The organism is Streptomyces rapamycinicus NRRL 5491, assembly GCF_024298965.1.
Lineage (GTDB): Bacteria > Actinomycetota > Actinomycetes > Streptomycetales > Streptomycetaceae > Streptomyces > Streptomyces rapamycinicus.
Genome location: NZ_CP085193.1, coordinates 7,591,338 through 7,616,928, shown reverse-complemented (window position 1 = coordinate 7,616,928; position 25,591 = coordinate 7,591,338). Strand labels below are relative to the sequence as shown.

General features: G+C 74.1%; 1 protein-coding gene. It reads right to left on the bottom strand.

Annotated features, from left to right (window positions below; genetic code table 11):
- Window positions 1-15: 15 nt before the first annotated feature.
- The gene (locus LIV37_RS31965) at window positions 16-25,572 is read right to left on the bottom strand and encodes a type I polyketide synthase (protein WP_020871222.1); all 25,557 of its coding nucleotides are present in this window, start codon (window positions 25,570-25,572) and stop codon (window positions 16-18) included.
- Window positions 25,573-25,591: the final 19 nt, after the last annotated feature.

The following is a 25,591-nucleotide window of genomic DNA, read 5'->3' as shown; positions in this document are numbered from 1 at the left end:
GGGTGCTGCCGCGCTTCAGCCGTTACCGAACCTCTTGTCGATGAAGTCGAAGAGCTCGTCGTCACTGACCTCTTCGAACGCTTCCGCCTCGGCGTCCGCCCCGGCGTCGTCCGCGGTGCGACGCACGTCGTTCCACTTCGCCAGCAGCGTCTGCAGGCGCACGGCGATGTTCGCATGCGCGGCCTCGTCCTCCGTCACCGAGACCAGCTCCTCCGGCGTCAGCGAGGACAGGCTGTTCTCCAACCGCTCCAGCTCCTCCAGTACGGGCACTCCGGGGCCCTCGGCGTCCGGCGCCACTTCCTGGCGCAGATGGCGCGCGAGCGCCACCGGCGTCGGGTAGTCGTAGACCAGCGTGGCCGTGAGCTTCAGCCCGGTGGCCGCGTTGAGCCGGTTGCGCAGCTCCACGGCGGTCAACGAGTCGAAGCCCAGCTCCTTGAACGCCTGCTCGGCGCCCACCTGGTCCTTCGAGGCGTAGCCCAGCACGGCGGCCACCTGACGGCGGACCAGGTCCAGCACGGTCCGCTGCCGCTGGGCCTCCGACTGCCCGGCCAGCCGCTGGGCCAGGGTGCCCTCGCCGGTGTCCGCCACGGCCTCCGGGGCGGCGGGGCCACCGGCCGCGGCACGGCGCACCGGCGTACGCACCAGACCGCGGTAGAGCGGCGGCAGTTCCCCGGTGGCGGCGGCGGCGCGCAGCGTCGCCATCTCCAGCCGTACGGGCACCAGGACCGCCTCGTCGGCCACGGCGTGGGCCGCGTCGAACAGGGCGAGCCCCTCCTCCGCGGACAGCGGCAGCACCCCGCCGCGCGCCGCCCGCTTCTGGTCGGCCTCCCCGAGCCTGCCGCCCATGCCCCGCTCCTCGGCCCACATGCCCCACACCAGGGACAGCGCGGTACGGCCGGTGGCGCGGCGGTGACCGGCGAGGGCGTCGAGGAAGACGTTCGCCGCCGCGTAGCCACCCTGGCCCGCGCCGCCCAGCGTGCCGGCCGCGGCCGAGAAGAGCACGAAGGCGGACAGGTCCAGATCGCGGGTCAGCTCGTGGAGGTTGACCGCCGCGTCGACCTTGGGCCGCAGCACCGCGTCCACCCGCTCGGGCGTCAGCATGTCGATGACACCGTCGTCGAGGACGCCCGCGGTGTGCACCACGGCCGTCAGCGGACGGTCGGCCGGAATCCCGGCCAGCAGCCCGGCCAGCGCCTCCCGGTCGGCCGCGTCACACGCGGCGACGGTGGCCCGCGCGCCCAACTCTTCGAGATCCGCGACCAGTTCGGCCATCCCGTCGGCGGCGGGGCCACTGCGGCTGGTCAGCAGCAGATGGCGGGCGCCGTGCGCGGCGGCCAGATGGCGGGCGAAGAGCCTGCCCAGACCGCCGGTGGCACCGGTGATCAGCACCGTACCGTCCGGGTCGACGGCCTTGGCGGCCCCGGCCGGGACGACGGCCTCGGTGGCCGGGGCCGCCTCGATCCTGGCCAGGCGGGGCGCGTACGCCGTCCCGGCGCGCAGTGCCAGCTCGGGCTCGTCCGAGTCCAGCGCCGCCGCGATCGCCGGGTACGACACCTCGCCGTCCACGTCCAGCAGGACGAACTGGCCCGGGTTCTCCGTCTGCGCGGACCTCAGCAGACCCCACGCCGGGGCGTGCGCCAGGTCCGCCACCGCCGTGTCACCGACCGCGGCGACCGCGCCACGGGTGACCACCACCAGCCGGGCCGCACCGGGCCGACCGCCGTTCAGCCACTCCTGGACCAGGGCCAGGACGCGGTGGGTGGCCGTGTGCGCACCGGCGGCGAGGCCGCCCTCCGCGGCGCCCGGCTCGGACGGGAACGGCACCAGCACGGTGTCCGGCGCGGGCCCGCCCGCCTCGACCGCCGCGTTCAGCGATACGAGGTCGTCGTGGACCGTGGCACGGAACCCGGCCGTCTCCAGGGCCACGCTCAGCTTGAGCTCGTCGCCGCCGATGACGGCGAAGCCCGCCGGCGCGGCCTCGGACGGCGCCGCCACCGGCGCCCAGTCGATGCGGAACAGCGACTCATGGCGGTCGGACGCGGCCGCACCGGCGATCCGGTCCACCTCCAGCGCCCCGGTCACCAGCGCGTCCACCGACGCCACCGGCGCGCCCGACTCATCGGCCGCCACCATCGACACCGCGCCGTCCTCGGTCAGCGCGAGCCGTACGCGCAGCGCCTCGGCGCCCACCGCGTACAGGCTCAGCCCACGCCAGGAGCGCGCCACCGCGGCACCGCCCACGCCGAGCGCCAGCGGCTGCAGCGCACCGTCCAGCAGGGCCGGGTGCAGGGCGAAGCGGGCCGCCTCGGGCTGCCGCTCCTCCGCGATGCGCACCTCCGCGAACACCTCCTCGCCACGCCGCCAGACGCGGCGCAGGCTCTGGAACGCCGGGCCGTGCAACAGCCCGGCGCGCGCCATGCTCGCGTACAGCTCATCCGTGTCGACCGGCTCCGCGTCGGCGGGCGGCCAGACGGACAGCGACTCGGCGCCGCCACCCGCCGGGGCCTCGGACGCGAGGACACCGGCGGCGTGCCGGGTCCACCGCCGGTCCGTGTCCGAGCGCTCGTCACGCCCGTACACGGCCAGCGGGCGGCGGCCATCACGGTCCGGCTCGCCGACCGAGACCCGCAGCCGCACCCCGCCGCGCTGCGGCAGGACCAGCGGCTCGTCCAGGGTCAGCTCCTCCAGCAGCGCACAGCCCACATGGTCCCCGGCGCGCACCGCCAGCTCAACGAACGCGGAGCCGGGCAGCACGGCCGTGTCCGCCACCGTGTGATCCGCCAGCCACGCGTGCGAGGCGAGCGACAGCCGACCGGAGAACACATACGCGTCCGCGTCGGGCAGTTCCACCGCCGCGCCCAGCAGCGGGTGATCGGCCGAGCCGAGCCCCGCCGAGGCCACCTCGTCCAGGCTCAGCTGGGCGTCGACCCAGTAGCGGCCGCGCTGGAAGGCGTACGTCGGCAGCGCCACCTTCCGCGCGCCCGTACCGGCGAAGAACGCCTCCCAGTCCGGGGCCAGGCCCCGGACGTAGAGCCGGGCCAGCGCGCCCGTCACCGCCTCGGTCTCCGGCCTGCCCTTGCGCAGCGCGGGCAGCAGCTCGGCCGCGTCGGGTTCGGCCAGGCAGTCCTGCGCCATGGCGGTGAGGACACCGTCGGGTCCGAGTTCGACGTACGTGGTGACGCCTCGGGCTTCGAGGGTACGGACACCGTCGAGGAAGCGGACCGCCTCGCGGACGTGGCGCACCCAGAACTCGGGGCTGGTGACCTCCTCTGCGGAGGCGACCGCGCCGGTGAGGTTGGAGACGATCGGGATGCGCGGGGCCTCGTACGTGAGCCCCTCGGCCACCTCGCGGAACGCGTCCAACATGCCGTCCATACGCGGCGAGTGGAACGCGTGGCTGACCGTGAGCCGCTTGGTCTTACGGCCCCGCGCCTCGAATACGGCCGCGATCTCAGCCGCCGCGTCCTCGTCACCCGCGATGACCACGGAGGCCGGGCCGTTGAGGGCGGCGATCGAGACGCGCTCGGTGAGCAGCGGCGCGACCTCGTCCTCCGACGCCTGCACCGCGATCATCGCGCCACCGGCCGGGAGTTCCTGCATCAGTCGGCCACGCGCCGCGACCAACTTCGCGGCGTCGGCGAGCGACAGCACACCCGCCACATGGGCCGCCGCCAGCTCACCGATGGAGTGGCCGGACAGGAAGTCCGCCTTCAGCCCCCACGCCTCCGAGACCAGCCGGAACAGCGCCACCTCGACCGCGAACAGCGCGGGCTGAGTGAACCCCGTCTGATCCAGCGCCTCGGCGTCATCCCCGAACAACACATCCCGCAGCGGCCGCTCCAGGTGCCCGTCCAGGTGAGCGCACACCTCGTCCAGCGCGTCCGCGAACACCGGGAACGCGTCGTACAGCTCACGCCCCATCCCCAGCCGCTGACTCCCCTGCCCCGTGAACAGGAACGCCACCTTGCCACCGGCCACCGAGCCCTCGACCAGGCCCGGCACCTCGGACTCGCCCCGCGCCAGCGCCGCGAGACCGGCCGACAGCCCCTCCCCTTTGTCCGCGGTGAGCACGGCCCGGTGGTCGAGGGCGGCACGGGTCGTGGCCAGCGAGTAGGCCACATCGGTGGCGGCCGGTGCGGTTTCGCCGCCGAGGTGGGCCAGGAGCCGTTCGGCCTGACCGCGTACGGCGGCCGGGGACTTGCCCGACAGCACCCACGGCACCGTCGGCAGCTCCACCGCCGGGGTGGCGGCGGGAGTCGCCTCCGGCTCCGGGGCCTGCTCCAGCAGGGTGTGCGCGTTGGTGCCGCTGATGCCGAACGCCGACACCGCGGCCCGGCGCGGACGGCCGGTCTCCGGCCACTCACGCGCCTCGGTCAACAGCTCCAGCTCACCCGCGGACCAGTCGACATGCGGGGTCGGCTCGTCCACGTGCAGCGTCGGCGGCAGCACCCCGTGGCGCAGCGCCAGCACCATCTTCATCACACCGGCGACACCGGCCGCGGCCTGCGTATGCCCGATGTTGGACTTGATGGAGCCCAGCCACAGCGGTCGGCCCTCCTCGCGGTCCTGGCCGTAGGTGGCCAGCAGCGCCTGCGCCTCGATCGGGTCGCCCAGCGTCGTACCGGTGCCGTGGGCCTCGACCGCGTCCACCTCGGACGCCGACAACCCCGCACCGGCCAGCGCCTGCCGGATCACCCGCTGCTGCGACGGACCATTCGGCGCGGTGAGGCCGTTGCTGGCGCCGTCCTGGTTGATGGCGGAGCCGCGTACGACCGCCAGCACCCCATGGCCGTTGCGCCGGGCGTCCGACAGCCGCTCCACGAGCAGCATGCCCACACCCTCACCCCAGCCCGTGCCATCCGCACCCGCCGCGAACGCCTTGATCCGACCGTCCGCCGCAAGCCCACGCTGACGACTGAAGTCCACAAACGAACCCGGCGTCGACATCACCGTCACACCACCGGCCAACGCCAACGAGCACTCACCCGCCCGCAACGCCTGAATCGCCCAGTGCAACGCCACCAACGACGACGAACACGCCGTGTCCACCGTCACCGCCGGACCTTCCAACCCCAACGCGTACGACACCCGACCCGACATCACACTGGCCGCGTTACCCGTCCCCATGAAGCCGTCGCCGCCGTCCGGCGAGTGGAGGACGAGCGACATGTAGTCCTGGCCGTTGGTGCCCGCGAACACGCCGACCTGCTGGCCGCGCAGCGTGGTCGGATCGATCCCGGCCCGCTCGAACGCCTCCCACGACGTCTCCAGCAGCATCCGCTGCTGCGGGTCCATGGCCAGGGCCTCACGCGGCGAGATGCCGAAGAACGCCGCGTCGAACTCCCCGGCGTCCGCCAGGAATCCGCCCTCGCGGACATAGCTGGTGTTGTCGGTGGCCGAGTCCGGGTCGTACAGCGCCTCCAGGTCCCAGCCGCGGTCGGCCGGGAAGCCCGTCACCGCGTCCTGCCCGGAGACCAGGAGCCGCCACAGCTCCTCCGGCGACCGCACACCGCCCGGGAAGCGGCAGCTCATCCCGACGATCGCGATCGGATCGTCGGCGACGGCCACCGCCGTGGACGGCACACCGGCCACCGTGTCGGCCGCGCTCGCCTCGCCCAGGATCTCCGTACGGAGGTGGGCGGCGAGCGCCGAGGACGACGGGTAGTCGTATACCAGCGTGGGCGGCAGCTTGAGCCCGGTGACGGTGTTCAGCCGGTTGCGCAGCTCCACCGCCGTCAGCGAGTCGAAGCCCAGGTCCCGGAAGGCCCGGTCCGCCTCGACGGCCTCCGCGTCGGCGTGGCCCAGCACATCGGCCACGGCCGAGCGCACCAGGTCCAGCAGCAGCGGCTCACGCTCCGCCGCCGGGACCCCCGCGAGCCGCTGGGCCAGCGAGGACTCGTCCGCGCCGCCACCGGCCGTACGGGCCGTACGGCCGCCCTCGGCCCGCAGCGCGGTACGCGCCTCGGGCAGCTCCCGCAGCAGCGGGCTCGGCCGGGCGGCGGTGAAGCCGGGGGCCAGCCGCTCCCAGTCGATGTCCGCGACCGTCACCGCGGTCTCGTCCAGGTCCAGGGCGCGTTGCAGCGCGGCGATGGCCAGGTCCGCCGCCATCGGCGGCACCCCGGCGCGGCGCATGCGCTGCTCCAGCGCGTCGTCCGCGGCCATCCCGCCCTCGGCCCACGGGCCCCAGGCCACCGAGGTGGCGGGCAGGCCCTCGGCCCGGCGGCGCTCGGCGAGCGCGTCCAGGAAGGCGTTGGCGGCAGCGTAGTTGGCCTGACCCGCGGCGCCGATCGAGCCCGCGAACGAGGAGAACAGGACGAAGGCCGTCAGTTCCAGGTCCCGGGTCAGCTCGTGCAGGTTGGCCGCGGCGTCGGCTTTGGCGCGCAGGACGGTGGCGAAGCGCTCGGGGGTCAGCGACTCGAGCACGCCGTCGTCCAGCACTCCGGCCGCGTGCACCACGGCCGTCAGGGGCAGTTCGGCCGGGAGCCCGGCCACCAGAGCGGCCAGCGCCTCACGGTCGGCGACGTCACACGCGGCGACGGTGACCCGGGCGCCCGAGGCGGCGAGTTCGTCCCGCAACCCGGCCGCGCCGGGGGCGTCGAGGCCACGGCGGCTGGTGAGCACCACGTGTTCGGCGCCCTTGTCGATCAGCCAGCGGGCCACATGCGCGCCCAGGGCGCCCGTACCGCCGGTCACCAGCACCGAGCCCGCGCCCGGCCGCCACTCGCGGCCACGCTCGGGCCTGGCGGTCTCGGCGGCCTTGGCAGTCTTGGCAGTCTTGACGGCGGTCTCGGCGGCCCGGGTCAGCCGGCGGCCGAAGACACCCGTGGCACGCACCGCCACCTGGTCCTCGCCGTCGCCACCGTCGCCACCGGCCAGCACACCCGCGAGCCGCGACAGCGCACGGTCGTCCACCGTCTCCGGCAGATCGACCAGACCGCCCCACCGCTCGGCCAGTTCCAGGGCCGCGACCCGGCCCAGGCCCCAGACCCGCGCCTGCCACGGGTCCACCGGGCCGTCCGCCCGGCCGGTCGAGACCGCGCCGCGCGTGGCGACCCACAGCGGCGCGTCCACGGCCAGGTCGCCCAGGGCCTGTGCCAGGGCGGCGGTGCGGAGCAGCCCGTCGGCGCCGTCCGCGTGGGACGGGAGGGCGAACACCCCGGCCACCGGCGCGTCGGCGATCGCCTCGCGCAGCAGCTCGGCCATGCCCGTACGGTCCTCGGCGGCCAACTCGACCGTCCGCACCTCGGCGCCGCGTGCGGACAGCGCCCGTACGACGCCCTCGGCCAGCGCGCCGTCCGCCCCGGCGTCCGCCGCGCCGTCCGTCACGTCGGCCGGGGCCACGACCAGCCAGCGGCCGGTCAGCGTCCCCTCGGCGCGTGCGGCCACCGGCTTCCAGGTCACCTGGTAGCGCCAGGCGTCCACGGTGGACCGCTCGCCCTGGCGGCGCCGCCAGGAGGACAGCATCGGCAGGACGGCGCCCAGCGAGGAGAGCGCGTCGGCGTCGGCGTCCGCGTCCTCGGACCGGAGCGTCCCGGCCAGGGCCTCCAAGTCCTCGCGCTCGACGGCCTCCCAGAACCGCGCGTCCACGGAATCCATGGCCGCGACGGCCTCGCGGACCTCCTCCGGGTTCTCGACCCAGAAGCGCTGCCGCTGGAAGGCGTAGGTCGGCAGCTCGACCGCGCGGGCCCCCGTACCGGCGAAGAACGCCGCCCAGTCCAGGGCGAGCCCCCGGGCGTGCAGCGCGGCGAGCGCCGCCGTCAGCGCCACCGGCTCGGTACGCCCCTTGCGGAGCGCCGGGACGAAGGCGGCGGCATCGCCGGACACGCACTCCTGGGCCATGGCGGTGAGCACACCGTCGGGACCGAGTTCGAGGTAGGTGGTGACGCCCTGGGCGTCCATCGTCCGGACGCCGTCGAGGAAACGGACGGCCTCGCGGACGTGGCGCACCCAGAAGCCGGGGCTGGTGATCTCCTCTGCGGAGACCACGTCCCCGGTGAGGTTGGAGACGATCGGGACGCGCGGGGCCTCGTACGTGAGCCCCTCGGCCACCTCGCGGAACGCCTCCAGCATCCCGTCCATACGCGGGGAGTGGAACGCATGGCTGACCGTGAGCCGCTTGGTCTTACGGCCCTGAGCCTCGAAACCGGAAGCGATCTCCAGAGCCGCGTCCTCATCACCCGCGATGACCACCGACGACGGCCCATTGAGCGCCGCGATCGACACCCGCTCCGTCAGCAGCGGCGCCACCTCATCCTCCGCCGCCTGCACCGCGACCATCGCGCCACCCGCCGGAAGCTCCTGCATCAACCGCCCACGCGCCGCCACCAACCGCGCCGCGTCCGCCAACGACAGCACACCCGCCACATGCGCGGCGGCCAACTCACCAATCGAATGCCCGGAGAGGAAGTCAGGCCGCAGCCCCCACGCCTCCGAAACCAGCCGGAACAACGCCACCTCGACGGCGAACAACGCGGGCTGAGTGAACCCGGTCTGGTCCAGCGCCTCGGCGTCATCCCCGAACAGCACCGTCCTCAACGGCCGCTCAAGGTGCCCGTCCAACTCATCGCAGACCGCGTCCAACGCCTCCGCGAACACCGGATAGGCGTCGTAGAGCTCACGCCCCATCCCCAGCCGCTGGCTCCCCTGCCCCGTGAACAGGAACGCCACCTTGCCGCCCTCGGCCACCGTTCCCTGGACCAGCCCGGCCGCCGACTCGCCACGCGCGAGCGCCTCCAGGCCGGACAGCAGTCCGGCGCGGTCCTCGCCGATGACCACCGCGCGCCGCTCCAGCGCCGCCCGGCCCGTGGCCAGCGAGTGGCCGACGTCCGTGGTATCCAGCTCGGGGTGGGTGGCGAGGTGGGCGAGGAGCCGTTCGGCCTGGCCGCGCAGGGCGGCCTCGGACTTGCCCGAGAGCACCCACGGCACCGTCGGCGGCTCCGCCACCCGACGACCGGTCGCGGGGGCCTCCTCGGGGGCGGGCGCGGGGGCCGGGGGCTGCTCCAGGATGGTGTGGGCGTTCGTACCGCTCACACCGAACGACGAGATGGCCGCCCGGCGCGGCCGGTCGAGCTCCGGCCACGGCCGGGCCTCGGTCAGCAGCTCGAGGTCGCCCGCGGACCAGTCCACATGCGGGGTGGGCTCGTCGATGTGCAGGGTCCGCGGAAGCACCCCGTGGCGCATCGCCATGATCATCTTGATGATGCCCGCGACACCCGCGGCGGCCTGCGTGTGGCCGATGTTGGACTTCAGCGAGCCCAGCCACAGCGGCTGCCCCTCCGGCCGGTTGCGGCCGTAGGTGGCGAGCAGGGCCTGGGCCTCGATCGGGTCGCCCAGCGTCGTACCCGTGCCGTGCGCCTCCACCACATCGACGTCGGCGGTGGTGAGCCGGGCGCTGGTGAGCGCGTCGCGGATGACGCGCTGCTGGGACGGGCCGTTGGGTGCCGTCAGACCGTTGGAGGCGCCGTCCTGGTTGATGGCGGAGCCCCGCACGATCGCCAGCACGCGGTGGCCGTTGCGCCGGGCGTCCGACAGCCGCTCGACCAGCAGCATGCCCGCGCCCTCGGCCCAGCCGGTGCCGTCCGCCGAGGCCGAGAAGGACTTGCAGCGGCCGTCCGTGGACAGCCCCTGCTGGCGGCTGAAGTCGATGAACGTGTCCGGGGTGGCCATGACGGTCACACCACCGGCCAGCGCCAGCGAGCACTCGCCGTTGCGCAGCGCCTGCGCGGCGAGGTGCAGCGCCACCAGCGACGACGAGCACGCCGTGTCGATGGTGACCGCCGGGCCCTCCAGACCGAAGGTGTAGGCCACCCGGCCCGAGGCGATGCTGCCCGCGCCACCCGTGCCGAGGTAGCCCTCGAGCCCCTCGGGGACGGCGGTGAGCCGGGTCAGATAGTCGTGGTACATGACGCCCGCGAACACACCGGTCTTGCTGCCGCGTACGGCCGCCGGGTCGATGCCCGCGCGCTCGAACGCCTCCCACGACGTCTCCAGCAGCAGCCGCTGCTGCGGGTCCATCGCCATGGCCTCGCGCGGGTTGATCCCGAAGAAGTCCGGGTCGAAGTCGGCGGCGTCGTGCAGGAAGCCGCCCTCGCGGGTGTAGCTGGTGCCCACCTGGTCGGGGTCGTCGCTGTAGAGCGCGTCGAGGTCCCAGCCACGGTCGACGGGGAAGTCGGAGATGGCGTCGGTGGCGCCGATGACGAGCTGCCACAGCTCCTCGGGCGTGGTGACCCCGCCCGGGTAGCGGCAGCTCATACCGACGATGGCGATCGGCTCGTCCTCGGTGACGGCCGCCACCGGGACCGGGGTGTGCACCTCCGCCGGCTCCTCGCCCACCAGCTCGGTCCGCAGATAGCGGGCCAGCACCTGCGGGTCCGGGTAGTCGAAGATGAGCGTCGCGGGCAGCCGCAGCCCGGTGACCGCGTTGAGCTGATTGCGCAGCTCAACGGCCGTCAGCGAGTCGAAGCCCAAGTCCTTGAACGCCCGCCCGGAGCCGATGGTCTCCGCGCCCGCGTAGCCGAGCACGGTGGCCACCTGCGCCCGGACCAGGTCCAGCAGCAGCCGCTCCTGCTCCGCCGTGCCCAGCCCGGCGAGCCGCCCGGCCAGGCCGGACTCGCCGCCCGCCGCGACCGCGTCCACCGCGCGCCGCGCCGGGCCCCGCACCAGGCCGCGCAGCAGCGGCGAGATCGCGGGCTGGTTGCGCAGCGCGGCGAGATCCAGGCGCATCGGCACCAGCGACGCCTCGTCGACGGTCAGCGCGGCGTCGAAGAGCCGCAACCCCTCCGCCACCGGCAGCGGGGGCACTCCGGCCCGCCGCATGCGGGTGATGTCGGCCTCGTCCAGGGTGTCGCCCATACCGCCACCGGCCCACAGGCCCCACGCCAGCGCGGTGGCCGGCAGGCCCTGGGCGGCGCGGTGCTGGGCGAGGGCGTCCAGGAAGACGTTGGCGGCCGCGTAGTTGCCCTGGCCCGGGCCGCCGAAGACACCGGCGGCCGAGGAGAAGAGCAGGAACGCCGACAGGTCGAGGTCGCGGGTGAGCTCGTGGAGGTTCCAGGCCGCGTCCGCCTTCGGGCGCAGGACGTGCGCCATGCGGTCGGGGGTGAGTGAGCCGATCACCCCGTCGTCCAGCACACCGGCCGTGTGCACGACCGCCGTGAGCGGATGTTCGGCGGGGATGGCGGCGAGGGTCGCGGCGAGCGCGTCCCGGTCCGCCACGTCACAGGCCGCCCAGCGCACGCTCGCGCCCAACTCGACCAGCTCGGTGCTGAGTTCGGCCGCACCCGGTGCCTGGTCGCCACGGCGGCTGACCAGCAGCAGATGCCGTACGCCGCGCTCGGCCACCAAGTGGCGGGCGAACAGGCCGCCCAGCGAGCCGGACGCGCCGGTGACCAGTACCGTGCCGTCCGGGTTCCACTCCGGGCTCTCGCTGTCGGCCGCCGATGCGGCACGGGCCAGGCGCGGCGTCTTGAGGACGCCCTCCCGCACCGCGACCTCGGCCTCGCCGCTCGCGAGTACGGCGGGCAGCGCGGCCCGCGAGTCGTCGTGGCCGTCGAGGTCGATCAGGACGAAGCGGTCCGGGTTCTCGGACTGCGCGGAGCGCAGCAGACCGCGTACGGCGGCGCCCGCCAGGTCCGTCACCGGCTCACCGGTCTCGGTGGCCACGGCGCCGGAGGTCAGCAGGACCAGACGTGAGTCCGTGAAGCGGTCGTCGGCCAGCCAGGTCTGGAGGAGGTGGAGGGCTTGGGTGGTGGTGGCGTGTGCGGCTTGGGTGGGGTTCTCCCCTATCCCGCCCCTTCCCGCAACTTGGGGCTCCGCCCCAAGGCCCGGGTCCTCAAACGCCGGACGGGCTTGATTTGCCGCACCCGGGCCCTCAAGTGCCGCCCCCCGGCCATCAGATGCCGCGCCGTCCGCGTGCGCGGCCGGACGGGCTTGATGCGTCAGGTCCACCACGATCTGGTCCGGCGGCGCCGTTCCGGAATCGACGGCCTCGCCCAGCTCCGCCAGGTCCGCGTATGCCGTGGCGTCCAGCCCGAACGCGTCCGTGCCCAGCACCGCCCAACGGCCGTCGGCCGCGTCCGCGGGTGCGGGCGTCGTCGTCCACTCCACGCGGTACAGCGACTCGTGGTAGGCCGTGCGCGCGCTCTCCAACTGTTCGGCCGAGACCGGGCGCAGCACCAGCGAGTCCACGGCCGCGACCGGGGCGCCGGTGGCGTCCGCGATCTCCAGCCGGACGCCGTCGCCGCCCACGGCGGCCATCCGCACCCGCAGCGTGGCCGCGCCGCTCGCGTACAGCGACACCCCGGTCCAGGCGAACGGCAGCCGCCCCTCGGTCTCGGTGCCGCCGAGTCCGGCCAGGCCGAGCGCGTGCAGTGCGGCGTCCAGCAGCGCCGGGTGCAACCCGAACGCGGCGGCCTCCTCGGCCGTGCCCTCGTCCAGCGTCACCTCGGCGAACACCTCGCCGCCTCGCCGCCACGCCTTACGAAGCCCCTGGAACGCGGGCCCGTAAGCGAAACCGACGTCCCGCAGCTCGGCGTAACGGTCGCCGACCTCGACCTCGGCGGCGTCCGCCGGAGGCCACGCGGTCAGCTCGAACGACGCCTCCGGCGCACCGCCGGACGCCAGCACACCGGACGCGTGCCGGGTCCACGGCTCCTCGGCCGACAGGTGCTCGGCCCGGGAGTGCAGTTCCAGCGGGCGGCGGCCGGTGTCATCGGCCGCGCCGACCCACAGCCGCAGCTGGACCCCGCCGTCCGCGGGCAGGACCAGCGGGGCCTCGAGGGTCAGCTCCTCCAGCACCTCGCAGCCCACCTGGTCACCGGCGCGGACCGCGAGCTCCACGAACGCGGTGCCGGGCAGCAGCACCGTGTCCATGATCGTGTGATCGGCGAGCCACGGATGCGTGGACAGCGCCAGCCGTCCCGTGAACAACATCCCGTCGGCGCTGGGCAGTTCGGCGCTCGCACCGAGCAGCGGATGCCCGGCCTGGCCGAGTCCGACCGCGGCCACGTCGCCGAGGAACAGCGACGAGACCTTCGGCCAGTAGCGCTGCCGCTGGAAGGCGTACGTGGGCAGCTCGGCCAGCTCGTCCGGCGCCAGCCGGACGGCGCCGGACCCGGCGTAGCAGGCCGCCCAGTCCACCGCCACGCCACGGACATGCGCCCGTGCCACGGCCGTGGTCAGCGCCTCGGCCTCGGGACGGTCCTTGCGCAGCGCCGAGACGAACGCGGCCTCCGACGCGACGTCGGTCACGCAGTCCTGCGCCATCGCGGTCAGGACCCCGTCCGGGCCCAGCTCGATGAACGTGGTGACGCCGCGCGCTTCGAGAGTGCGAATGCCGTCCAGGAAACGCACGGCTTCACGGACGTGGCGCACCCAGAAGTCAGCCGTCGTGATCTCCTCGGCGGAGACCACGGTGCCGGTCAGGTTGGACACGATCGGAATGCGCGGGGCCTCGTACGTCAGGCTCTCGGCCACCTCGCGGAACGCCTCCAGCATCCCGTCCATGCGGGGCGAGTGGAACGCGTGGCTCACGGTGAGCCGCTTGGTCTTACGGCCCTGCGCCTCGAAACCGGAAGCGATCTCCAGCGCCGCGTCCTCGTCGCCCGCGATGACCACTGCCGTCGGGCCGTTGAGCGCGGCGATCGAGACCCGCTCGGTCAGCAGCGGCGCCACCTCATCCTCCGACGCCTGCACCGCGACCATCGCGCCACCCGCCGGAAGCTCCTGCATCAAACGCCCACGCGCCGCCACCAGCTTCGCCGCATCCGCGAGCGACAGCACACCCGCCACATGCGCGGCAGCCAGCTCACCGATCGAATGCCCGGAGAGGAAATCGGGCCGCAGCCCCCACGCCTCGACCAGCCGGAACAGCGCCACCTCAACCGCGAACAACGCAGGCTGAGTGAACCCCGTCCGGTCCAGTACCGCCGACTCGTCCCCGAACAGCACCGTCTTCAACGGCCGCTCAAGGTGCCCGTCCAGCTCATCACAGACCGCGTCCAACGCCTCCGCGAAGGCCGGGTACGCGTAGTACAGCTCACGGCCCATCCCCAGGCGCTGGCTGCCCTGCCCCGTGAACAGGAACGCCACCCGGCCAGCGGCCACCGAGCCCTGTACGAGCCCGGTCGCCGTACGCCCCTCGGCGAGCGCTTCCAGAGCGGACAGCAGCCCGTCCCGGTCCTCGGCGACCAGCGCCGCGCGCTCCTCGAAGGCCGAGCGGCCCACGGCGAGTGCGTAGCCGAGGTCGGCCGTGCGGAGATCGGTCCGCGCGGTCAGGTGGCCGTGCAGTTGCCCGGCCTGGGCGCGCAGCCCGTCTTCCGTACGGGCCGAGAGCAGCACCGGCAGGGCCGACGCGCCCTCATCGGTGTCCGCGACAGCCTCGGCGACGTCGGCCGCCGGGGCCTCTTCCACCACGGCGTGGGCGTTGGTGCCGCTGAAGCCGAACGAGGAGATGCCCGCACGGCGCGGATGGCCGGTCTCCGGCCACTCCCGCGCCTCCGTCAGCAGGCTGATGTCGCCCGCCGACCAGTCGACATGCGGGGTGGGCTCGTCCACATGCAACGTCTGCGGCAACACCCCGTGCCGCATGGCGAGGACCATCTTCATCACACCGGCGACACCGGCGGCGGCCTGCGTATGGCCGATGTTGGACTTGATGGAGCCGAGCAGCAGCGGCTGCCCCTCCGCCCGGCCCTGGCCGTACGTGGCGAGCAGCGCCTGCGCCTCGATGGGGTCGCCCAGTCGAGTGCCCGTGCCATGGGCCTCGACCGCGTCCACCTCGGACGCCGACAACCCCGCACCCGCCAGCGCCTGACGGATCACCCGCTGCTGGGACGGACCGTTCGGCGCCGTCAGACCATTCGACGCACCGTCCTGGTTGACCGCCGTGCCGCGCACGAGCGCGAGCACCGGGTGGCCGTTGCGCCGCGCGTCCGACAGCCGCTCCACGAGCAGCATGCCGACGCCCTCGCCCCAGCCGGTGCCGTCCGCCTCGGCCGCGAACGCCTTGATCCGGCCGTCCTCCGCGAGTCCGCGCTGACGGCTGAAGTCCACGAACACACCGGGCGTGGACATCACGGTCACACCGCCCGCGAGCGCGATCGAGCACTCGCCGCCGCGCAGCGCCTGGATCGCCGAGTGGAGGGCGACCAGCGACGAGGAGCAGGCGGTGTCGATGGTGACCGCGGGACCTTCGAGGCCGAAGGTGTAGGCGAGCCGACCCGAGATCACGCTGGCCGCGTTACCCGTGCCCATGTGGCCTTCGAGGCCCTGCGAGTCGCCCAGCAGCAGGGAGAGGTAGTCCTGGCCGTTGGTGCCGACGAAGACACCGGCGGTGGAGCCGCGCAGCGTCGCCGGGTCGATGCCCGCGCGTTCGAACGCCTCCCACGACGTCTCCAGCAGCAGCCGCTGCTGCGGGTCCATGGCCAGCGCCTCACGCGGCGAGATGCCGAAGAACGCCGGGTCGAAGTCGGCCGCGTCCCGCAGGAAGCCGCCCTCGCGGACGTACGAGGTGCCCTCGACGTCCGGGTCCGGGTTGTAGAGCGTGTGGAGGTCCCAGCCTCGGTCGGCGGGCATGTCCGAGATGACGTCCGTGCCGGACACCAGCAGCCGCCACAGCTCCTCGGGGGTGCGGACACCACCCGGGAAGCGGCAGCTCATCGCGACGATCGCGATCGGATCGTCGTCGGCCGCCACGCCCGCCACCGGCGAGACGTCGCCCGTGGTCGCCACCTGCCCGCCGAGCAGTTCGGCGAAGAGGTGGTCGGCGAGGGCGAGCGGTGTCGGGTAGTCGTAGACGAGGGTGGCGGGCAGCCGCAGATCGGTGGCGGCGTTGAGGCCGTTGCGCAGTTCGACGGCGGTGAGGGAGTCGAAGCCGATCTCGCGGAAGGCCCGTTCGGCGCTGATGTCGGACACATCGGCGTGGCCGAGGACATCCGCCACATGGGTCCGTACGAGATCCAGCAGCGCCCGGTGGCGCTCCGCCTCGGGCAGGCCGAGGAGGCGCCGCGCGAGCGCGGAGGCCGTCTCGGCGGGTGCGGCCTCACTGGTCGCGGTGACGGCGGCCCGGCGCACCTCGGGCAGGTCGGCCAGCAGGGGGCTGGGGCGGCCCGCGGTGAAGCCCGGCGCGAACCGGTCCCAGTCGACGTCCGCCACGGTCACGGCCGCGTCGCCCAGGTCGAGGGCGCGCTCCAGGGCGTCGATCGCGAGATCGGCGTCCATCGGCGGCATCCCGGCGCGGCGCATGCGCTGCTCCAGCGCCTCGTCGGCGGCCATGCCGCCCGCGGCCCACGGGCCCCAGGCGATCGAGGTGGCGGGCAGGCCATCGGCGCGCCGCCGCTCGGCGAGCGCGTCCAGGAAGGCGTTCGCGGCGGCGTAGTTGGCCTGGCCCGCGGCGCCCACGGTGCCGCTGGTCGAGGAGAACAGCACGAACGCGGACAGGTCGAGATCGCGCGTCAGCTCGTCCAGCGCGAGCGCGGTGTCGGCCTTGGCGCGCAGGACGGTGGCGAAGCGCTCGGGGGTCAGCGACTCCAGGACGCCGTCGTCCAGCACCCCGGCCGCGTGCACCACCGCCGTCAGCGGGAGCTCGGCGGGAAGGTCGGCCAGCAGCCCGGCCAGCGCCTCCCGGTCGGCCACATCGCACGCGGCGACCGTGATCCGGGCGCCGGACGCGGCGAGTTCATCGCGCAGTTCGGCCGCGCCCGGGGCATCCAGGCCACGGCGGCTCGTGAGCATCACATGCTCGGCGCCCTTGTCGATCAGCCAACGGGCCACCTGGCCGCCCAGCGCGCCCGTACCGCCCGTCACCAGCACCGTGCCGTGCGCGCTCCAGCCCTCGGACTCCGCCATCTGCCGTGCGGTCGCCCGCGCCAGCCGGCGGCCGAACACCCCGGAGGCGCGGACGGCGATCTGGTCCTCGTCCCCGGCCGCGGCGAGCACCACCGCGAGCCGCGAGAGCACCCGGTCGGTCATCGTCTCGGGGAGGTCGATGAGACCGCCCCAGCGGTCGGGCAGCTCCAGGGCCGCCACCCGGCCCAGGCCCCAGACCTGGGCGCGGGCCGGGTCCACCAGCTCGCCCTGACGCCCCGTCGAGACCGCGCCCCGGGTGGCACACCACAGCGGCGCGTCGATCGCGGCGTCGCCCATGGCCTGCACGAGGGCGGCCGTGGGCAGCAGGCCGTCGGCGTCCCCGGCGGCCAGCAGCGAGAGCACGCCGGCCACGGCGCCGCCGTCGGCGGCCGTACGCAGCCGCTCGGCGATGGACGCGCGGTCCTCGGCGGCGTCGTTGACACCGTCCGCCAGGTCGAGCCGCCGCACCTCGGCACCCCGCTCGGTCAGCGTACGGACGACACCGTCCGCCCACGCGTCGGCGGCGGCGTCCTCGGCGGGCGCGACGACGAGCCACACCCCGGACAGCCGGGCCGCGGAGCCCAGCGACAGGGGCTTCCACGCCACCTGGTACCGCCAGCCGTCGACACCCGCGGCGGCGGCCAGGCCGGCCACCGGCTCCTCGGGCCAGTAGCGGCGGTGCTGGAAGGCGTACGTCGGCAGGTCGACCCGGTGCGCGCCGGTCCCGGCGAAGTACCCGGCCCAGTCCGGTGCCACGCCACGCACATACGCGCGGGCGACGGCCGTGGTCAGCGCCTCGGCCTCGGGACGGTCCTTGCGCAGCGCGGCGGCGAATCCAGCCGCGTCGGCGTCGGTGACGCACTCCTGGGCCATGGCGGTCAGGACACCGTCGGGGCCGAGTTCGATGAAGGTGGTGACGCCCTGGGCCTCGAGGGTCCGGATGCCATCGAGGAAGCGGACCGCCTCGCGGACGTGGCGCACCCAGAAGTCGGCCGTTGTGATCTCCTCGGGCGAGACCACGGTGCCGGTCAGGTTGGACACGATCGGGATGCGCGGGGCCTCGTAGGTCAGCCCCTCGGCCACCTCGCGGAAGGCGTCCAACATGCCGTCCATCCGCGGCGAGTGGAACGCGTGGCTCACGGTGAGCCGCTTGGTCTTACGGCCCTGCGCCTCGAAACCAGCCGCGATCGCGACAGCCGCGTCCTCATCACCCGCGATGACCACTGCCGTCGGGCCGTTGAGCGCGGCGATCGAGACCCGCTCGGTCAGCAGCGGCGCCACCTCGTCCTCCGACGCCTGGACGGCGATCATCGCGCCACCGGCCGGGAGCTCCTGCATCAACCGCCCACGCGCCGCCACCAGCTTGGCGGCGTCGGCGAGCGAAAGCACACCCGCCACATGTGCGGCGGCAAGCTCACCGATCGAGTGCCCGGAGAGGAAGTCCGGCGTCAGACCCCACGCCTCCGAGACCAGGCGGAACAACGCCACCTCAACCGCGAACAGCGCGGGCTGAGTGAACCCCGTCCGGTCCAGCGCCTCGGCGTCGTCCCCGAACAGCACCGTCTTCAAGGGCCGTTCGAGGTGTACGTCCAGCTCATCGCAGACCGCGTCCAACGCCTCCGCGAACACCGGATGGGCGTGGTACAGCTCGCGGCCCATCCCCGGCCGCTGGCTCCCCTGCCCCGTGAACAGGAACGCCGTCTCGCCCTCGGCGACCGCGCCCTCGACCAGCCCCGGCGCGGACTCCCCCCGCGCCAGCGCGTCGAGACCGGCCAGCAGGTCGTCCCTGCCGTCCGCGACCAGCACCGCGCGTGCGTCCAGCGCGGCGCGGCCGGTGGCCAGGGTGTGGGCGATGTCGGCCGGTTCGAGGTCGGGCTGGGCGGTCAGATGGGCGTACAACCGCTCGGCCTGGGCGCGCAGGGCGACGGTGCCCTTGGCGGAGAGCGCGTACGGCAGCACACCGGAGCCGTCCCGCTCGGCGTCCGCCACCGGCTCGGCGGCGATGGCCGGGGCCTGCTCGATGATGGTGTGCGCGTTGGTGCCGCTGATGCCGAACGAGGACACCGCGGCCCGCCGCGCGCGACCGGTCTCCGGCCACGCCATCCGCTCCGTCAGCAGCGCGATGTCACCGGCCGTCCAGTCGACATGCGGCGACGGCTCGTCCACGTGCAGCGTCTGCGGCAGCACACCGTGCCGCATGGCCATCACCATCTTGATGATGCCCGCGACACCGGCCGCCGCCTGGGCGTGGCCTATGTTGGACTTGATGGAGCCCAGCCACAGCGGCTGCCCCTCGGCCCGCTCCTGCCCGTAGGTGGCCAGCAGCGCCTGCGCCTCGATCGGGTCGCCCAGCGTCGTACCCGTGCCGTGCGCCTCGACCACGTCCACATCGCCGCTGGTCAGCCCGGCGCTGGTCAGCGCCTTGCGGATGACGCGCTGCTGGGACGGGCCGTTCGGCGCGGTGAGGCCGTTGCTGGCACCGTCCTGGTTGACGGCCGAGCCGCGCACCACGGCCAGCACCTGGTGGCCGTTGCGCCGCGCGTCCGACAGCCGCTCCACGAGCAGCATGCCCACGCCCTCGCCCCAGCCGGTGCCGTCCGCACCCGCCGCGAACGGCTTGCAGCGGCCGTCGGCGGCCAGGCCGCCCTGGCGGCCGAACTCGGTGAAGTGGCCGGGCGTCGTCATCACGGTGACACCACCCGCGAGCGCCATCGCGCACTCGCCCTGGCGCAGCGCCTGGATGGCCCAGTGCAGCGCCACCAGCGACGACGAACAGGCCGTGTCCACGGTGACCGCCGGGCCCTCCAGACCGAGGGCGTAGGCGATACGGCCGGACATGACACTGCCCGCGTTGCCCGTCATCACATGGCCCGCGACCTCCGAACCGGCCTGCTCCAGACCCGCGTCGTAGCCGCTGTAGGCCGCGCCCACGAACACGCCGACCGAGCGGCCGCGCAGCGCGTCCGGATCGATCCCGGCGCGCTCGAACACCTCCCAGGACGTCTCCAGCAGCAGCCGCTGCTGCGGGTCCATGGCCAGCGCCTCACGCGGCGAGATCCCGAAGAAGGCCGCGTCGAAGAGGTCCGCTTCGTGCAGGAAGCCACCGGCGCGGGCGTAGGCGGGCGGGCCCGCGTCGGCCTCGTCGCCGTCCGCCGCCCACTGGCTCTCCCAGTTGCGGTTGACGGGGAATCCGGTGATGGCGTCCGAGCCCGTGGCCACGAGCTGCCACAGCTCCTCGGGCGAGCGGACCTCGCCGGGGTAGCGGCAGCCCATCGCGACGATGGCGATCGGGTCGTCGGCGAGGGAGGCGGCGGTGGCGGTGGCGAGTGCCGGGTCCGCCGGCCCGGCCTCGGTCTCGTTCCCGTCCGGGCCGAGGAGTTCGACGCGCAGATGGTCGGCGAGAACGATGGGGTTGGGGTGGTCGAAGACGATCGTGGTGGGCAGCTTGAGCCCGGTGGCGGCGGAGAGCCGGTTGCGCAGTTCGACGGCGGTGAGCGAGTCGAAGCCCAGCTCCTTGAAGGCCCGGCGCGCCTCGATGGCGTCGGCGGAGGCGTGGCCGAGGGCCGTGGCCACATGGCCGCGTACGAGGTCCAGCAGCGTCCGGCGGCGCTCGTTCGGGGAGAGCGCTCGCAGCCGCTCGGCCAGGGACGAACCAGCGGCGAGCGCACCCGCGGCGGTACGCCGGCCGGTGGACCGGATCAGCCCCCGCAGCAGCGCCGGGACCGGGCCGGATCCGGCGGCGGTACGCAGCGCGGCGAGGTCGAGGCGGGCCGGGATCAGCAGGGTACGGCGCGTGCGGTGAGCGGCGTCGAAGAGCGCCATCCCCTCGTCGTCGCTGAGGGCGCCCATGCCGCTGCGGGCCAGCCGCAGCAGATCGGTCTCGGTCAGCCCGCCGGTGATCCCGCCGGACTGGGCCCACAGGCCCCACACCAGCGAGGTGGCGGGCAGGCCCGCCGCGTGGCGGTGGGCGGCGAGCGCGTCGAGGAAGACGTTGGCCGCGGCGTAGTTGGCCTGGCCCGCGCCGCCCAGCGTGCCCGCGATGGCGGAGAACAGCACGAACGCGGACAGGTCGAGATCACGCGTCAGCTCGTGCAGATTCCACGCCGCGTCCACCTTCGGACGCAGCACCCGCTCCAGCTGCTCGGGCGTCAGGGCGGCGGCCGTGCCGTCGTCCAGCACACCGGCGGTGTGCACGACGGCCGTCAGCGGATACTCGGCCGGAACGGCGGCCAGGGTCGCGGCGAGCGCGTCGCGGTCCGCGGCGTCGCAGGCGGCGAAGGTGACCTCGGCGCCCCGGGCACGGAGTTCGGCGGCCAACTCGGCGGCCCCGTCGGCGTCCGCACCACGGCGGCTGGTCAGCAGCAGATGGCGTACGCCGTGCTCGGCCACCAGGTGGCGGGCGAGCAACTGGCCGAGGGCGCCGGTTCCGCCCGTGATGAGCACGGTGCCGTCGGCGCCGAACGCGGGGGCAGGGGACGCGGAGTTGTTGCCCGGGGCCGAGGCCGGGTCCGGGGCCGAGGTGGAGTCCAGGCCCGGGGCCGAGGCGCGGGTCAGTCGGGGGGCCAGCGGGCGGCCCGTGCGCAGGGCGAGTTCCGGCTCCTCGGTGGCCAGGGCGTCGGAGAGCGCGTCGGTGGAGGTCTCGTCGAGGTCGACGAGGACGAAACGCCCCGGGTTCTCGGTCTCGGCGGAGCGCACCAGACCCCACAGGGGCGCGTGCGCCAGGTCGGTGACGCCCTCCTCGGCATCAGTGGCCATCGCGCCCCGGGTGACGAGCACCAGGCGCGCGGCGGCGAACCGCTCATCGGCCAGCCAACCCTGCACCAGGGCCAGCGCACGCCGCGCCTCCCGGTGCGCGGCCTCGGCCACGTTCTCGTTCGCGTCGCCGCATATGGGGGCGAAGGACGCGAGGACCAGCTCGGGGGCGGCGGTGTCGCCCGCCTCGACGGACGCGCCCAGCGCGGCCAGATCGGGGGCGGAGTCGGCGGCCGCTCCGGCGGCGACCAGCCCGAACGGGTCCTCGCCCAGGACGATACGGCGCGCGGCGGCGTCCGGACCGGCGGAGGCGGTCTGCGGGGCCACCCAGTCCAGCCGGAACAGGCTCTGCCGCGCCACGTCCGCGTCACCGGTGAGGTCGTCGGGCAGCGGACGGCGGCGCAGGCCGTCCACGGCGGCGACCGGTTCGCCCGTGGCGTCGGCCAGCGCCAGGGAGACCGTGTCGGCTCCGGCGGGTGCGATGCGTACGCGCAGCGCGGACGCGCCCTCCGCGTACAGGGAGACGCCCTGCCAGCCATCGGTCAGCTGGGCGCCGTCGCGGCCGTGGAGGGCGTGCAGGGCGGCGTCCAGCAGCGCCGGGTGGACGGCGAACTCCTCGGCGCCGGGCTTGGCGTCGTCGTCCAGCCGGATCTCGGCGAAGAGTTCGTCCCCGCGCCGCCAGGCAGCCGTGAGCCCCTGGAACGCCGGGCCGTACCGCAGCCCGTCCTCGGCCAGCCGGGCATAAAGCGCCTCGGGCTCGATGGTCTCGGCGGCGTTCGGTGGCCACTCGGCGAGGTCGAACGACGGGCTGGGGGCGCCGGAGGCGAGCACTCCGCTCGCGTTGCGCACCCATGCCGTGTCGGCGGCGGCGTCCTCCGCGCGGGAGGAGACGGTGAACGAGCGGCGCCCGGCGTCGTCCGGCGCGCCGACCGTGACCTGGAGCCGGACGCCACCGCGTACGGGCAGCACCAGCGGGGTGTGCGGGGTCAGCTCGTCAAGGAGGTCACAGCCGAGCTGGTCACCGGCCCGGACGGCAAGCTCCACGAACGCCGAGCCCGGCACCACCGCCGCGTCCCGGATCGTGTGCTCGGCCAGCCACGGATGGGTATCCACACCCAGCCGTCCCGTGAACACCAGCCCATCGGTCTCCGCCAGCGGCACCGCGGCGCCCAGCAGCGGATGCCCGGCCAACTCCAGGCCCACGGACGCCACATCACCCACGGACGCCGCGCCCGGCTCCAGCCAGAACCGCTCGCGCTGGAAGGCGTACGTGGGCAGGTCCACGCGGTGCGCGCCCGTACCGGCGAAGTACGCGGCCCAGTCCGGTGCCACGCCGCGCACATGGGCACGTGCGACGGCCGTGGTCAGCGCCTCGGCCTCGGGACGGTCCTTGCGCAGCGCCGAGATGAACGCGGCGTCGGACGCGGCGTCGGTCACGCAGTCCTGGGCCATCGCGGTGAGCACACCGTCCGGGCCCAACTCGATGAAAGTGGCGACGTTCTGCGCCTCAAGGGTCCGCACCCCGTCCAGGAAGCGCACGGCCTCGCGGACATGGCGCACCCAGAAGTCGGGGGTCGTGATCTCCTCGGCGGAGACGACGGCACCGGTCAGGTTGGAGACGATCGGGATCCGCGGGGCCTCGTACGACAGCCCCTCCACCACCTCGCGGAAGGCGTCCAACATGCCGTCCATGCGCGGCGAGTGGAACGCGTGGCTGACCGTGAGCCGCTTGGCCTTACGGCCCCGCGCCTCGAATACGGCCGCGATCTCAGCCGCCGCGTCCTCATCACCCGCGATGACCACCGACGACGGCCCATTGAGCGCCGCGATCGACACCCGCTCGGTCAACAGCGGCGCCACCTCATCCTCCGACGCCTGCACCGCGACCATCGCGCCACCCGCCGGAAGCTCCTGCATCAACCGCCCACGCGCCGCCACCAACTTCGCCGCGTCCGCCAAAGACAGCACACCCGCCACATGCGCGGCGGCAAGCTCACCGATCGAGTGCCCGGACAGGAAGTCCGCCTTCAGCCCCCACGCCTCCGAGACCAGCCGGAACAACGCCACCTCAACCGCGAACAACGCAGGCTGAGTGAACCCCGTCTGATCCAGCGCCTCGACGTCATCCCCGAACAACACATCCCGCAGCGGCCGCTCAAGATGCGGATCCAGCTCCGCACACACCGCGTCCAGAGCCTCCGCGAACACCGGATAGGCGTCATACAACTCACGCCCCATCCCCAGCCGCTGGCTGCCCTGACCGGTGAACAGGAACGCCACCTTGCCACCGGCCACCGAACCTTCGACCAGCCCGGGCGCGGATTCCTCTCGCGCCAGCGCACCCAACCCGGCCAGCAGCCCATCCCGGCCCTCAGCCACCACCACCGCACGACGCTCAAAGGCCGACCGCCCGGTCGCGAGCGAGAACCCCACATCCACCGGCCGCAGCTCGGGCCGAGCCTCCACATGCACCACCAGCCGCTCCGCCTGAGCACGCAGCGCATCCGCACCCCGACCCGAGAGCACCCACGGCACCACACCCGGGGCCACAGCACCCGAAGGCGCCTCAGCCACCTCCGCGACCTCCGCCTCCGGCGCCTGCTCGATGATGGTGTGCACATTCGTGCCGCTCACACCGAACGACGAGATGCCCGCCCGGCGCGGCCGGCCGGTCTCGGGCCACGGCCGCGCCTCGGTCAGCAGGGACACCTCTCCCGCCGACCAGTCGACATGCGGGGTGGGCTCGTCCACGTGCAGCGTCCGCGGCAGCACCCCGTGCCGCATCGCCATGACCATCTTGATGACGCCGCCGATACCGGCGACGTTCTGGGTGTGGCCGATGTTCGACTTCAGCGAACCGAGCCACAGCGGCCGGCCCTCCGGCCGCTCCTGGCCGTACGTGGCGAGCAGCGCCTGCGCCTCGATGGGGTCGCCGAGCGTCGTGCCCGTGCCGTGCGCCTCCACCGCGTCCACGTCGGAGGGGGCGAGCCGGGCGTTCTCCAGTGCTTGCCGGATGACACGCCGCTGGGACGGGCCGTTCGGCGCCGTCAGACCATTGGACGCACCATCCTGGTTCACGGCGCTGCCGCGCACCACCGCAAGCACCGGGTGGCCGTTCCGCCGCGCGTCCGACAGCCGCTCGACCAGCAGCACGGCGACGCCTTCGGACCAGCCCGTGCCATCCGCCGAGGCCGCGAAGGACTTGCAGCGGCCGTCGGCGGAGAGTCCGCGCTGGCGGCTGAACTCCACGAACACATCCGGGGATGACAGCACGGTCGCGCCCGCCGCCACCGCCAGCGAGCATTCGCTCTGCCGCAGCGCCTGGACCGCCAGATGCAGCGCGACCGAGGACGAGGAGCAGGCGGTGTCGATGGTGGCCGCCGGGCCCTCGAGACCGAAGGCGTAGGAGAGCCGCCCGGACGCGACGCTGGAGGCGGTGCCGGTGAGCAGATGGCCCTCGACACCCTCCGGCAGGTCGTACTCCCCCGCCCCGTACGCCTGCGTGGACGCGCCGACGAACACACCGGTACGCGAACCCCGCGTCGTCGCCGGGTCGATCCCGGCCCGCTCGAACGCCTCCCACGACGTCTCCAGCAGCAGCCGCTGCTGCGGGTCCATCGCCAGCGCCTCGCGCGGCGAGATCCCGAAGAAGCCCGGGTCGAACCGGCTCGCGTCGTACAGGAAGCCGCCCCCGCGGGCGTAGAAGGTGCCCTCGCGCTCCGGGTCCGGGTCGTACAGCGACTCGATGTCCCAGCCGCGGTCGTCGGGGAAGCCGGAGATGGCGTCCTGGCCGTCCGCGACGAGCCGCCACAGCTCCTCGGGGCTGCCGACGCCGCCGGGGAACCGGCAGCTCATGCCGACGATCGCGATCGGTTCCCGGGAGGCGTCGGTGAGCTGCTGGTTCTGTTTCCGCAGCCGCTCGGTTTCCTTCAGCGAGGCCCGCAGCGCGTCAACGAGCTTTTCGTTGGGGGTTGTCATCGTGTACTCCGTGCTTGGG